At 62.5% G+C, this 13,348-nt stretch carries 11 protein-coding genes and 1 other RNA gene; 4 read left to right on the top strand and 8 right to left on the bottom strand.

The genetic code is table 11. The features are described from left to right. From FZI91_RS21860 to FZI91_RS21850, 3 genes are all read left to right on the top strand, one after another. Positions 1–228 (top strand): HNH endonuclease signature motif containing protein (locus FZI91_RS21860; protein WP_166548269.1); only part of this gene is annotated, 228 nt, incomplete at its 5' end. 7 nt (positions 229–235) lie between these two features. After that, an RNA gene (gene ffs, locus FZI91_RS21855) (signal recognition particle sRNA small type) lies at positions 236–330 on the top strand. 49 nt (positions 331–379) lie between these two features. Then, positions 380–1,663 carry an aminotransferase class I/II-fold pyridoxal phosphate-dependent enzyme gene (locus tag FZI91_RS21850; protein WP_162526767.1) on the top strand — a complete coding sequence of 428 codons (1,284 nt, stop codon included), beginning with the start codon at positions 380–382 and terminating at the stop codon, positions 1,661–1,663. A gap of 1,519 nt (positions 1,664–3,182) precedes the next feature. Here the strand turns inward: FZI91_RS21850 and FZI91_RS21845 are convergent. Both FZI91_RS21845 and FZI91_RS21840 read right to left on the bottom strand, forming a co-directional pair. Next, on the bottom strand, positions 3,183–3,839 hold the full coding sequence (locus FZI91_RS21845) for a hypothetical protein (protein WP_162526766.1): 657 nt from the start codon (positions 3,837–3,839) through the stop codon (positions 3,183–3,185). A gap of 32 nt (positions 3,840–3,871) precedes the next feature. After that, the gene (locus FZI91_RS21840; protein ID WP_155941155.1) at positions 3,872–4,597 is read right to left on the bottom strand and encodes a hypothetical protein; all 726 of its coding nucleotides are present in this window, start codon (positions 4,595–4,597) and stop codon (positions 3,872–3,874) included. A 108-nt stretch (positions 4,598–4,705) separates the two neighbouring features. On the opposite strand from FZI91_RS21840, the gene FZI91_RS21835 reads away from it, so the two are divergent. After that, positions 4,706–6,697 (top strand): DNA polymerase III subunits gamma/tau, encoded by a 1,992-nt coding sequence (locus tag FZI91_RS21835; RefSeq protein ID WP_162526765.1) that lies wholly within the window; start codon positions 4,706–4,708, stop codon positions 6,695–6,697. Here FZI91_RS21835 and FZI91_RS24065 read toward each other — a convergent pair. The 6 genes from FZI91_RS24065 to FZI91_RS21805 all read right to left on the bottom strand — a co-directional run bounded on the left by FZI91_RS24065 (position 6,694) and on the right by FZI91_RS21805 (position 13,341). After that, a complete protein-coding gene (locus FZI91_RS24065; RefSeq protein ID WP_239001981.1) occupies positions 6,694–7,680 on the bottom strand; it encodes a contact-dependent growth inhibition system immunity protein in 987 nt (328 codons plus the stop codon). The two genes, FZI91_RS21835 and FZI91_RS24065, sit on opposite strands and share 4 nt — an antisense overlap. 9 nt (positions 7,681–7,689) lie before the next feature. Continuing rightward, positions 7,690–8,985 (bottom strand): class I SAM-dependent methyltransferase, encoded by a 1,296-nt coding sequence (locus FZI91_RS21825; protein WP_155941153.1) that lies wholly within the window; start codon positions 8,983–8,985, stop codon positions 7,690–7,692. Continuing rightward, a complete protein-coding gene (locus FZI91_RS21820) occupies positions 8,982–10,361 on the bottom strand; it encodes an FAD-binding oxidoreductase (RefSeq protein ID WP_162526764.1) in 1,380 nt (459 codons plus the stop codon). The genes FZI91_RS21825 and FZI91_RS21820 overlap by 4 nt, the downstream gene beginning before the upstream one ends. A 76-nt stretch (positions 10,362–10,437) precedes the next feature. Then, complete coding sequence (locus FZI91_RS21815) at positions 10,438–11,712, bottom strand: enolase C-terminal domain-like protein (protein WP_155941152.1); 1,275 nt, start codon at positions 11,710–11,712, stop codon at positions 10,438–10,440. Continuing rightward, complete coding sequence (locus tag FZI91_RS21810) at positions 11,709–12,683, bottom strand: phosphotransferase (protein WP_155941151.1); 975 nt, start codon at positions 12,681–12,683, stop codon at positions 11,709–11,711. Before FZI91_RS21810 ends, FZI91_RS21815 begins: the two co-directional genes overlap by 4 nt. Then, on the bottom strand, positions 12,670–13,341 hold the full coding sequence (locus FZI91_RS21805; protein ID WP_309224226.1) for a TetR/AcrR family transcriptional regulator: 672 nt from the start codon (positions 13,339–13,341) through the stop codon (positions 12,670–12,672). Before FZI91_RS21805 ends, FZI91_RS21810 begins: the two co-directional genes overlap by 14 nt. Positions 13,342–13,348 lie beyond the last annotated feature (7 nt).

The raw sequence follows: 13,348 nt of genomic DNA, 5'->3' as shown, positions 1-13,348 counted from the left end.
TACCTCTGCGAGGTCCACCACATCCACGAGTGGGCCCATGGCGGTACCACCGACATCGACCGACTCACCTTCGCCTGCCCCGCCCACCACCGCCTCCTATCCCAAGGCTGGACCACCCGAAAACAACGAGACGGCACCACCGAATGGATACCGCCACCACAACTGAAATTCGGTGATCCAGTCACCGATACCCACCACCATCCGGAGCAGCTGACACCGGCCTACTAGACTGGTCGCCGGACCCCGCGCGGCGTCTATCCTGTGAACTCCCCCAGGGCTGGAAGGCAGCAAGGGTCAACGGGCTCTGTCGGGTGCGCGGGGTCCCCTTTCCGAATATCGCGACCTCCAGATGCCCCGCGGGGGCGAATAGGGGAAAGCCGTGTCGTTCCTGTCACTCGGACCCGACGAACTCGCAGCTCAGCATCGGTTGCAGCAGGAAAATTATCACCAGCTGAAGGCCAAGGGCCTCTCCCTCGACCTGACGCGCGGCAAGCCGGCACCTGAGCAGCTTGACCTGTCCAACGGTCTGCTGTCCCTCCCCGGTGCAGAAGACTTCCGTGACAGCGATGGCACCGATACCCGTAACTACGGGGGCGGCAACGGCCTACCCGAGCTGCGCTCCATCTTCGGCGAGCTGCTCGGCATCCCTGCGCCCAATCTGATCGCCGCCAACAACGCCAGCCTGTCACTCATGCACGACGTGATCGTGTACTCGCTGCTGCACGGCAATGTCGATTCGCCGCGACCCTGGGCCCAAGAGTCGTCACTCAAGTTCCTGTGCCCGGCGCCCGGATACGACCGGCATTTCGCGATCACCGAATCCTTCGGCATCGAGATGATTCCCGTGCCACTGCGCGAGGACGGTCCCGACGTCGACCTCATCGAGGAACTCGTCGCCTCCGACCCTGCCATCAAGGGCATGTGGAGCGTTCCCGTCTTCTCCAACCCGACGGGGACCGTCTACTCCTGGGAGGTCATCCGTCGACTGGCCCAGATGAACACGGCCGCACCAGATTTCCGGCTGTTCTGGGACAACGCCTACGCCGTGCACACGCTGACCCATGATTTCGTCCGGAACGTGGACCTGCTGGGCCTGGCGGAAGCTTCCGGGAACCCCAACCGCCCCTTGGTCTTTGCTTCCACCTCGAAGATCACCTTCGCGGGCGCGGGCGTGAGCTTCATGGGCGGATCGCTGGCCAACATTGCGTGGTACCTGCAGCATGCCGGTAAGCGCAGCATCGGTCCGGACAAGGTGAATCAGCTGCGACACTTGCGGTTCTTCAAAGATGCCGAGGGTGTGAAGCTGCACATGCAGAAGCATCAGCAGATCCTGGCGCCTAAGTTCCAACTGGCGCTGGAGATCCTGGACGAGCGGCTGAGCGAGAGCAAAATTGCCTCCTGGAGCGAGCCCAAGGGCGGCTACTTCATCAGCCTTGACGTGCTGGACGGCACCGCAAAACGGACGGTGGCTCTGGCCAAGGAAGCGGGCATCGCGCTCACTGAGGCGGGTGCAACCTTCCCGTACCGAAATGATCCGCACGACAAGAATATTCGGCTTGCGCCGTCGTTCCCGTCATTGGAAATCGTCGGCGCGGCCGTCGATGGTCTGGCGACGTGTGCGCTGCTGGCCGCTACCGAAAAGCTGCTGGAGCGTGGCGCCTAGGGCGCCTTTTGCACCTTTTCGATCTGCTTGTTGAGCAGTGTGAGGACCGGATTACGAGTCTGGTGGCGTTACATCATCCGTTTCGTGGTCGGGTTCTACGAAGATCGGCGGGCTCGATCTCTAGCGTTATGCCAAAGTACTTCTGAAGCAGACCGTCGTACACATTATCCGGTACGTCGGAACTAGCGTGCGTTGGAGTAGGGGTGGTTTCTTGGCCTAATTGCTGGCGGTGTTGCCCGCCACGAATCAGAATGAATACGAATGGTCCGAATCCGAAACAGAACAGAAAGGCATCTGGCATTGCCCTATCAAAATTTGTTAGTCTATACCAAAAATCGGTAGCTTCTTCAGGGCTATCGTCCCGTTCTCTGTAGCATAGAAGGAGAGGGTCAGCCTTGGAGGACCTGACGTAATCAATTAATGGCTGGGGAATGTGGACGTGAGAAATCGACGCTAAGGCTATTGCAGTTTTTGCTGCCCACCGATCGACCAGACTTTCGTATGATGGGCTCATTAGTAGGCCCGATCTATATAGAGTTGCAACGGGAGACTCGAGTTCATCCCCGAAGAAGCTATTGCACGCCTTGCAAAACACCTTGGCCGTGATGGGGATAACGTTGAGGCTCTTCGATAGCCAATCTGGTATGCAATGCTCGTCGTTCAGATCTGTGCCCTGGCATACGATGCAGCACGCCCTGGGTCTCACTTCCGGAGTGTATGCTCTTTCCTGGCTTATATAGTAGCTCTCACTCTGGCAGGCATAGGGTCGTGTGCCGGTATCTCCATCTCGGGTGTTGTAATCGAGAATGATTGCAGGTCGCCATTCTTTCGATTTCTCCAATATACCCGGATTGATGGACCCTCTGTGCACGGCCTCGATTGGCCATTGAATAGGTGCATGTCGTCCATTTATTGCACCGAAGTAGAGGGGAGGTCGGGCCGGTTCATCATAAATGTAGAAATGGAGGCATTGAGTGAGCTTTAGGAAATAGGATAGACGATCTTTGATCCTAATAGTGAACACTCTGTTACCGCGCGCCTCAATTGAGAGCGTATCGTCATTGATATCGAATTTTGCATACCTACTGATCCGTTCGTGAATCGGAAGCCTCACCGTGTCGTACCGGGCGTCCGCGGTATCGAATGCATCCAGCAAGCTGGCAAGACGAGACGCCTCTGCTGAAGAATTCGTTTCAATCAGCAGGAAAGGGCGAAGTGCTATGAATCCTTTGCGGTTCGTTACTTGGGGACGTTTGGTCCCGAGTTTGTACTGCTCAAATGCGGCACCGTCCTCTGCTTGAGCGCCTATCGCACATTCGGTATTGCCCCAAAGAAAGAACGTGCACCCTGCAACGTGCTCTCCTGCTCGGGGTTTCCGCTCTGGCAGTTCAAGTACCTCGTCCACGAAATAAGTGTTCGTCAGACGGGTGGTGCTGGCAACTGATTTCTTGAAGTTGGCAGTTGCAGAATGTGATTGGGCCCTGCTCGCCGCTGCCGAAAAGCTGCTGGAGCGCAACGACTAGGGCGCTTTTTGCACCTTTTGGATCTGCTTGTTGAGCAGTGTCAGCGCCAACTTGTCGTTGTCGGGCGCCCATGGCTCCATGGCATGCATGACCTTGACGGTCACCGTGGCTCCCCGCGGATGTGCGGTGAGCGTCTTGATGGTGATCTCGACGGTCTGCTCACCGTCCACGCCGAGGCCGCCGGTAAAGACGGCCTCCGTCGCTTCGACGGCAGTCCCCGATACCTTCTCGATCTTGACGCTGCCCGTCCCGCCGATTCCGTCAAGATCCAGCGTGACCGAGCCGCACCGCCCAGCCTTCGCTTCGATGGTCTGGAACGAGTCGGTAATCCCCCTGCCAACCACAACGTCCACGCGAAGCGGCCCGTCCTCGAACTGTGCGGCGGCCTGGTCGAAGGGGACCGTGTCGTGGTTGACGAAGATGTTGCACTCGGCCGGCGACACCTGGGGCCCGTCGTCGCCCGGACGTTCGACCACCTTGTATGTGCCGGACCCAGCGGGAAAGTCCGCACGGTTAAGCAGGAGTGAGTCGAGATCGCCCGTGGGCGGTCCGGGTGAACCGTCCGTCTTCGGCTCACCATCTATCACGCTGGTGCACGCCGACGCGAAGATCAGCGCAGCGGATATCGCGCCGATGGACAGCGTGCGAGCCACGGGAGTCCCCCATCCGTCCTGTGTAGATCCACCTACGGCGCCTTCTGCACCTTGGCGATCTGCTTGTTGAGTAGATCCAACACCAACGTGTCCTGCTCGGGCGTCCAGGGTTCTATGAATCGATCGACCTCGATTCTGACCGTCGTTCCGCGGGGATGTGCGACCGCGATATGCGACTCGACGCCGATTTGATCCCCGTCGGGTCCGAGAAAGCCGGCGACCTTCACCAACTTGGTTTCCGCGGAGGCGCCGGCCAGATCGGCGATGGAGACGTGCGCCTTCATTGCCACGCCATCGCCCTCCATCTCCACCGACTCGCACTCCTTGGCCCGCTTCGCGAGGTCGTCGAATGACTGCTTGATCCCGAGCCCAACACTGCTTTCCGCGGTCACGCTGTTCGATTCGTACTTGGCTTGCGCCCGGTCGTAATCGCCGTCTCCCTCGGAAATGAACTCGTAGCATCCGGGTGGGTTGACCTTCTCCGGCTTGGACTTGCCCGTCTTGTCTTTGTCGAGCTTGAGCTTGTCCTCGACGGTGAACGAACCCTCGCCCGCCGGGAAGTCTTCACGCGTCAAGATCAACCCGGTGGCAGGCCCCGCGGGCAACTTCGTGCTCGGTTCTTCCGGCTTCTGTGAACTCGACTCAGGCACCGGTGAATTGCTCGGCGCATCCTTGGAACAAGCGGAGGTGAATGCGAGTGCCATGACACTCGCGCCAACCGCCAACACAGTGTTCATATCAACGCGACGTGTCTTCATGAGCGGACTTTAGCGAACAAGATCACGGAATGTAGTCGATGTTCGTAGTGCGGTTTCAAGACACCGGCCCGGCAGGACCGTCTGGGGTCGCCGGTACCCTTGCTCTCCGTGGCCCTGTACCGCAAGTATCGCCCGGCGACGTTCGCCGAAGTTGTCGGCCAGGAGCATGTCACCGGACCGCTGACCACTGCACTGGACGCCGGCCGGATCAATCACGCCTACCTGTTCTCGGGGCCCCGCGGCTGCGGTAAGACATCCTCCGCGCGCATCCTGGCCCGCTCGCTCAATTGTGCCGACGGTCCTACTTCCCGGCCTTGCGGAACCTGCGATTCCTGCGTCGCGCTGGCCCCCAACGGCTCGGGGAACGTCGACGTCATCGAGCTCGACGCTGCCAGCCACGGCGGTGTGGACGACACCCGGGAGCTGCGCGACCGCGCCTTCTACGCTCCCGCACAGTCGCGCTATCGCATCTTCATCATCGACGAAGCGCATATGGTCACCACCGCGGGTTTCAATGCGCTGCTCAAGATCGTCGAGGAGCCGCCCGAGCATCTGATCTTCGTCTTCGCCACCACCGAACCGGAGAAGGTGCTGCCGACTATCCGGTCGCGCACCCATCACTACCCGTTCCGTCTGCTCGCGCCGAAGACCATGCGAACCCTCATCGAGGGCATCTGCGCGCAGGAGAACGTCGCCGTCGACGATCCGGTGTATCCGCTCGTCATCCGCGCGGGCGGCGGGTCCCCTCGCGACTCCCTGTCGGTGCTTGATCAGCTACTCGCCGGCGCGGACGAGGAACACGTCACCTACCAGCGCGCTCTGTCGCTGCTGGGCGTCACCGACATCGCGTTGATCGACGACGCGGTGGACGCCCTCGCCGCGGGCGACGGCGCCGCGGTGTTCGGGGCCATCGAGGGTGTGATGGACGCCGGCCATGATCCGCGCCGTTTCGGCACCGACCTGCTGGAGCGCTTTCGCGATCTGATTGTCCTGCAAGCAGTTCCGGATGCCGTCGAGCGCGGCGTGGTCGACGCTCCGCAAGATGTCCTTGAGCGCATGCGTGGTCAGGCCGAGCGGATCGGAGCCGCCACGCTGACCCGGTACGCCGAGGTGTTGCACGCCGGGCTGGGGGAGATGCGTGGTGCGACCGCGCCGCGGCTGCTGCTGGAGGTGGTGTGCGCCAGGCTGCTGCTGCCCTCGGCCACCGATGCCGAATCTGCTGTGCTGCAACGTGTCGAGCGCATCGAGAAGCGTCTCGATATGTCCGTTCCGGAGGCCGGTGGAGGTGGTGAATCGCCTCGGTTCGTCCGTAAGTCGCACGCGCCCACCGCTCCGGCCGCGGAGGCACCCGCCGCAGCTCCCGAGCCACCCGCGCCTGCGCCGGAACCCGCACCCGCGCCGCCCGCCCCTGCTCCGACACCCGAGCCCCCGGCACCCGTTCCGGTCCCAGAGCCGGCTCCAGAACCAGAGTCAACACCGGCGCCGGAGCCTCCCGCCCCGGAACCCGAACCCGAACCCGAACCGGCGCCAGAACCTGAGCCCGAACCCGAACCCGAACCAGAGCCCGCTCCCGCGCCGCGTCAGCCGGGCGCGCTGGACACCACTGCAGTCCGCAATGCGTGGGCTGAGATCCGGTCCAAGGTTCGCGACCGCAGCCGGACCACCGAGGTCATGCTCTCGGGTGCGACCGTACGAGCCATCGAGGGCAAGACCCTTGTGCTGTCCCATGATTCGCCGCCGCTGGCCAAGCGGATCACCGAGTCGCGCAACGCCGAGGTCATCCGGGACGCCCTGAAGGATGCCCTCGGCGTCGACTGGGAAATCCGTTGTGAGGTCGGCAGTGGCGAGGCTGCCGCTTCGGCTCCCACGCAAAAGAGCAACAAGCCCGCTCCGCGAGTGGTGACCCGGCCCAGCCGCCCGACGCCTGAGCCGGCTCCCGAGCCAGAACCGGAGCCGGAGCCCTCGAACCCCGAGGAAGAGGAAGAGCAGATGCTCGCCGAGGCCGGCCAGGGTGAGGCCGGACCGCGACGAGACCCCGAAGAGGTTGCGCTCGAACTACTTCAGAACGAGTTGGGCGCTCGCAAGATCGATCCCAGTTAGGCCTTTCGGAATGCCTCGATATCAGAGGCGAGTTCCGGGGCATCGACGCGGCAGACGATCTTTTCCACTATTGCGCGATGGCTGGGGCTGGCCACCCAATACTCGGGCGAGACTCTGAGTACGGCGGCAAGTACATCACCAGGGTAGAAGTCGGCTTCCAACAGCGGCTCATGTTGTAGGCGCACCAGAGCGTGCGGTATCGCCACGTTCAGGCCGACCTGTTGAGCGATCAGAACACGAAGGTCCTCGGCGGTGTAACTGGCGATGGGTTTGGTGCGCGCCCGATAGACCTGTTGCATCACAGGAGTTGCATCGTCGGGAAGCTCGCCCCAAGGGTTGCATTCGATCTCCTCCAACGAATAGCTGTCGGGAGCGCGCCCGTCGTCCGGCGTTGTGTACCAGGCACCTACTGGGTCGAGAGGCAGGACGCCTACCAATGGAGGAGCCTTGTCCGGGTGCTGGATTCGGAGCCATAGGAAGAATTCTGGATAGTCGACGGGGTAGTACTGCCATTTCCACTCGGGGCCGCTCCAGAACTCTGGATGCCAGGACCCGGGTGCGCCGATGCAGGAGATCTCAGGGCCGTGATATCCCAGGCCGAAGAAGATCTCGGGAAATTCCATTCCACTCGCCGCGAAAACGGAGCTATGCCGTTGTCGATACTCTCCCAATCGATCAGCTGCAGGGTCATCGGGATCTTTGACTCCGGATGGCTCAATGTGCACATGCCAGTTCGGTAGCTTGTCCCAGGCATCTTCGAAGCTCTGGCGTAAGGAGTCCTTCTCCTTCAATGGGAATGGTGCAACCTCAGAAGTGATTGCGGCTTCGTTCTCGAAGAACCATTCGATGAACTCGTCGCCGTCCATCGCTTCCTCGAACAGCACGATGACTTTGTCGTTGTCATCGATCAGCGATATCCGATGCCACGGGTCAAAGGAGTCAGGAGGGTCGGCGGGTGCAAACTGCTCGAAACGTAGTCGCATCGGTCTCAATTATGGCCGCCACCATGGACGCAACGGCAGCGCGGACCCGCCCCGCTCATCGAGTTTCGTGGCCAGCACCTGGTGAAGCTGAACAACGTTGCGCTCGAAGCCCAGTCGTGAACCCGCCATGTACAGGCCCCAGACCTTCGCGGTGGCCTCACCGACCTCGGCGACCGCCTCATCCCAATGCTCGACCAGATTGGCGCACCACTGCGTGAGCGTCAACGCGTAATGGTGACGCAGGTTCTCTTCGTGAAGAACTTCAAGTCCGACGTTCTGGACCTCGGTGATGATCTTGCCCGAACCGGTCAGCTCCCCATCGGGGAACACGTAGCGGTCAATGAAATACCCTGCGACCGCCGAGGTTCGGTTGTCGGGTCGGGTGATGCAGTGGTTCAACAGCAGCCCGCCGGTCTTCAGCTTCGACTGTAGGAACCGGAAGTACGCGGGGTAGTTCGCGATGCCGATGTGCTCGGTGAGCCCAATCGACGACACCGCGTCGAACTCTCGTTCAGTGATGTCGCGGTAGTCGCCATGACGAACCTCGGCGAGATCCGAGAGGCCTTCGTCGGCAATGGCTTGCTGCGCCCATGCCGCCTGCTCGGCCGACAGCGTGACCCCGATGGTCTTTACACCACGCCGGGCGGCATACCGGACCATCGACCCCCAGCCGCACCCCACATCGAGCAGCCGATCCCCGGTCGTGAGCGCCAGCTTGTCGAACACCAGGCGGTACTTGTTCTCTTGCGCCTCTTCCAGGGTGGCGTTGGCACTCGGATAACACGCGCATGTGTAGGTCATGGACGGTCCAAGTACCCACTCGTAGAACGTATTCGACACGTCGTAGTGGTGGTGGATGGCCTCGGAATCGCGTGTCTTGCTGTGCCGGAAGCCCTCGACGAACCGCCGCCAGCGAGGCAGCGCCTCCTGAGGCGGTGGTGCGATGGGGCGCAGATGCTCCACGCCGATCGACCTGACGATGTTGGCCAGCACCCGGGCCGGTGGACGCTTGAAGTCCAGCCTTTCGGCCATGGCCTTAAGCAGTTCATAGGGGTCGCCCGGATGTACCCCTTGCATCTCAATATCGCCGGAAACATACGCTCGCGCCAGCCCCAGATCGCCCGGCGCCGTCGCCAGATAGGTTGTGCCGCGGGGCGTCAACAGATCAAGCCCCAGCTCGGCATTCTCGGGTCCGGCCTTGCTTCCGTCGTACGCGCTGAAGCGCATGGGCAGATCCCCGGCCGCCACGATCTCCAGAATCTCGGCCAATGAGAGTCGCCCGTTCTCGCCCTGAGTCGTTGTCATTGTCGCCGTACCGCCTTCGCGTAGAGATCCAGCAATCGGTTATCGGGATCGTACGTCTTCTTCAAGGTGCGATAGTGTTCGCCGCCATACAGGTCTTCGAATTCATCGAGTGGATAGAAGGATTCGGAGTACAGCGATTTGTGCCCGCCCAGCTCGCCGACCTTATCTTCGATGAGGCGGTTGGTGGCTCCATCGGTAGCGCCAGCCGGTACCGATGACCAGAAGCCGATATTGACATAGGTGTGTCCGGGCCGTATCGGGTAGAGTGGCCACCCCGCGGGCTCCGGAGTGTCGCGTAACCGCAACGGGCACAGCCAGATCGGTTCAATAGGAACCTCATCGAGGAACCACTGCAGGAAGGCGGCCGTGTTTTCCAGGGGCACCTCGACGTCCTGCACCACGCGTTCTCGCGCGGGTCGCCCGTTGAACCTCTCGATGCGGTCGGCGATGTTGTAGCGCCGGTCCAGGCCGATCATCTTCCAGTAGACGCTGCTGCGCCGATACCTCCGGGGCCACAGTCGCCGAACGCGTGGATTCTGCGCCCCGAAGGCACGGGAGCACCAGAACCAGTCGGTGTCCCAACGCCATAGGTAGTCATGAATGGTGACACGATCACGGATCGTGCCCTCAGAGTGTTGGATCGATCGGTAGTAGATCTGCTGTCCGGCGTAGTCGCTGACCGGACCCGAAACCGCCGTCTGGGTGCCCAGGCATAGGTAGGACTCATCGGCGCTGAAAACTACCCCGTCCAGATAATCCACCCGATCGCCCTGGAAGGTCGCCGAATCGGTGATCGAATCCATGACGGTCACCAGCTCATCGAGCGCGTGAAATCGGATGTGCCGCAGGGCGACGAACGGTTTGACGGGTTCGAGTTCGATGCGCAGACGCACCGAGTACCCCAGGGTTCCGTACGAGTTGGCGAATCCCCGGTACAGATCCGGGTGCTGGTGCGGCGACGCGGTGACGATCTCGCCGGATCCGGTGAGGATGTCCATGTCGAGGACCGATTCGTGCGGAAGGCCGTTGCGGAAGGACGTGGATTCGATACCGAGTCCGGTGACCGCGCCGCCCAGCGTGATGGTCTTGAGCTGTGGCACCACCAACGGCGACAGCGCGTAGGGGAGTGTGGCGGCAACCAGATCTTCGTAGGTGCACATGCCCGCGACATCGGCGGTCCTGTTGATCGGATCCACGCCAATGACACCGGTCAGACCCGAGGTGTCCAAACCCGGTGCGGTCGACTTTGCCCTTGCGCGGAACAGATTTGACGTGGGCTTAGCCAAACGGACGGTCGCCGTCGGGGGAATGGACCGGTAGCTCTCCAGTAGCCGGTTCACTCCCTCGGCGTGCGCCGATCTCGATGCGATAGGCACGATTTCCACGCTAGTCCGGTTCGGGGTGGGGCGCGACCGAGATGTAGAAGGTGCGACTAACTGTGACTACTGGCGACTAACCAAGGGTCAATCGTCCCAACCGAATCGGCGCTCCGCCAAGCTGCTCGTCGATACGGAGCAGCTCATTCCACTTGGCGGTACGTTCTGATCTGGTGATGGAGCCGACCTTGAGTTGCTCGGCGCCCCAGCCGACCGCCAAATGCGCAATGGTGACATCCTCGCTCTCACCGGAGCGTGCGGAGACGATGGTGTCCCATCCGCAGTCGTGAGCAGCGTCGTGGGCCGACTTGGCCGCACTGAGCGTCCCCGCCTGATTCGGCTTCACCAGCAAGCCGTTGCACGCGCCGATTTCGGTTGCTGCGCGTACCCGTTCGGCGTTGGTGACGGTGAAGTCGTCGCCGACGACGAGCACCCGGTGCCCAACCGCCTGAGTGAAGGCCGCCAGTCCCGCGGGATCGTCCTCGGCCAGTGGATCTTCAATGGAGGCGATCGGATACTTATCGATCCAGCCGATCAAGATCTCCGACCACGCATCGGAGTCGAGCTCGGTGCCATCGAGCCCCAGCCGGTATCGGCCCCCGCTGCCGAATTCGCTGGACGCGATATCCAGGGCTATCGTCACCTGCTCGCCGGCCCGCAATCCTGCGCGCTCGATGGCCGCCACCAGTAGCTCCAGAGCGTCTTCATTGGAATCCACCACCGGCCACCAACCACCTTCGTCGGCGACGCCGGCAAGCTGACCCTGCTCGGAAAGTATTGCACCACAAGCACGATGGATCTCGGAAACCCAGTTGAGTCCCTGCTCGATGCTGTCGGCAGCCGCGGGGACCACCATGAAATCCTGCACGTCGGTGCGCCGTGCTGCATGGGCGCCGCCGCCGATCACCTGAATCTCCGGCATTGGCATCGCGGCGGTCCGATCACCGATCAGATACCGCCACAACGGGATTCCGTGTGCTACCGCGGCGGCGTGTGCGGCGGCCATTGACATCGCCACCGAGGTGTTTCCACCGATGGCGGCGAACCCGGCCGTACCGTCTGCCGCGGCGAGCGCTGCGTCGACGGCCCTCTGGTCGGTGGCGTCGATGCCGACCAGATGCTCTGCCAGGCCGCGCGCCGCTGCCACCGCAGCCGTCACGTCGTACCCGGCGAATGGGGCCCCGCCGTCGCGTAAATCGGTCGCTTCACCGCTGCCGCGCGAGGCGCCGGCCGGGGCGATCGCCCGCCCGCTGCTGCCATCGCGCAGCAGGAGTTCCGCCTCGACGGTGGGGCGGCCCCGCGAATCCCATACCCGTCGGGCGTGCACACCGCTGATCTGTGTCCCGTTCATAAGCCTTCTAACTGTTGTGCGATAGCCAATGGATCGGTGGCCGATTTATGCAGGGCGCGTCCTGCGGAGATACGCAGTGAATTGCGTTGGGAAGCAGACAGGTAATCCACTGGTGACCGTCCGTCGACGCGGGCGAGCGCCAGAGCGGGTATGAGCCGCGCGGCGCGGGTTGCCACGGCATCCGGTGGTTCCCAGGAGACGCCCTGCAAGTACATGGTGAGCAGCCGAGTGCTGGTCTCCTGCAGTAGATCACGGTGCTCGGGCTTCCAGATCCGCTTGAGCATGAGGTGATTGAGACAGAACGCGAGATCAAAGGCGGGGTCGCCGTACCAGGCGCATTCGGCGTCGGTCAGCACCGGACCGTCTGCCGTGACGATGACGTTCTTGGGGCTGACGTCTCCGTGTACCAGTGCAAGGTGAGTCGCCGCGAGCTCGTTGGCCAGCTGGGACAGCGCCGCCGCGTGTTCCGGAAGATTCTGCGCCGTGTATCGCAGGTATGGCTCGATACGCAACGCTTCGAACAGCTCATCGGATGCGAATTCACTTGCCGCCGAGGCATCGCCGGCCGTGTGGGCGTGGACGGCGACGAGACGTTCGCCGAGTGCAGCGCCCACCTCGGGATCGATTCGCCCGCCTGCCAGATCGTCCCGCCACGAGGGAAGGGGTCCCAGGTCGTTCATCGCGAACGCGTGGAGTTCCTCATCTGCCGCGACGACCCGTGGGATGAATTGAGGCACGATTCGCGCAACGCGCGACAGATAACGTGCCTCGATGGTGTTGCGCTCCAACGGTGCTACCCAATACGCCTCGACGCGGAGCCTTCCGATGGCGCGTTTGACCACCACTGACTCGTTGGAATCCAGCCGCACTCGCCACACGTCGGAGGACACGCCGCCGGTCAGCGGTTGCGCGTCCGTCGGCACCAACCCGGCGCGCGCGAGAAGCACGGCCACCCAATCAGGTGGTGTCATGCGCGCCTTCTGGCTTCCACCACAGGGCGTTGAACCAGATGCGGGACAACGTGTCGATGGCCACCTCGTCGGTGACCGAGCTGCGTCCGGTCTCGCCTCCTTCGACCAGCCACACGTAACAGAAGTAGTCCATCATCGCGCCGATCGCCGATGCCGTGATGTCGGGATCCATCCCCGGGGAGTAGCCGCGCGCCTGCAGGCGCCGAATGTTCTTGGCGATCATCGTGCGTGCCGGGGCCCGCAAGTCGCGCCAGTAGGCCACGAATGTCGGGTCGATCTGAGCCGCCTGGAACACCCCGGAGAGAACGGGTGCGTGCTCGCGATAGGTGGTCCAGTACACCGCGACGATGTCCCGGATCACGTCGTATGGCTCGCGATCGCCGGTCGCTGCGGTGTCGCCGCGGGTGTAGGCCTGGTCGCGGAACTCATCGACCATGGTGCGCAGCAGCTCGGCCTTGTCGGTGAAGTAGTTGTAGAAGACCCCGACGGATTTCCCGGCCTCGGTGGTGATGTCGACAACTCGGGTCTCGGCGTACCCGACCCTGGAGATCACCTCGCGCGCGGCGTCCATCAAGGCGCGGCGGGTGCTGCGACCGCGCTGAGTGGAGGGTTGTTCGACCGCCGCAGGCCGGATCGCCGAATCGCTAGACATAGGCACCTGCCAA

Source organism: Mycobacteroides sp. CBMA 271, assembly GCF_009729205.1.
In the GTDB taxonomy this organism is placed as follows: domain Bacteria; phylum Actinomycetota; class Actinomycetes; order Mycobacteriales; family Mycobacteriaceae; genus Mycobacterium.
The sequence above is the reverse complement of the archived record's forward strand: the minus strand, read 5'-3'. Positions and strand labels throughout refer to the sequence as shown.

Coding starts and splice junctions, on each gene's coding strand:
- FZI91_RS21840 (WP_155941155.1), bottom strand. CDS start 4,597: ATGAAGACACGTCGCGTTGATATGAACACTGTGTTGGCGGTTGGCGCG.
- FZI91_RS24065 (WP_239001981.1), bottom strand. CDS start 7,680: ATGCGACTACGTTTCGAGCAGTTTGCACCCGCCGACCCTCCTGACTCC.
- FZI91_RS21825 (WP_155941153.1), bottom strand. CDS start 8,985: ATGACAACGACTCAGGGCGAGAACGGGCGACTCTCATTGGCCGAGATT.
- FZI91_RS21815 (WP_155941152.1), bottom strand. CDS start 11,712: ATGAACGGGACACAGATCAGCGGTGTGCACGCCCGACGGGTATGGGAT.
- FZI91_RS21810 (WP_155941151.1), bottom strand. CDS start 12,683: ATGACACCACCTGATTGGGTGGCCGTGCTTCTCGCGCGCGCCGGGTTG.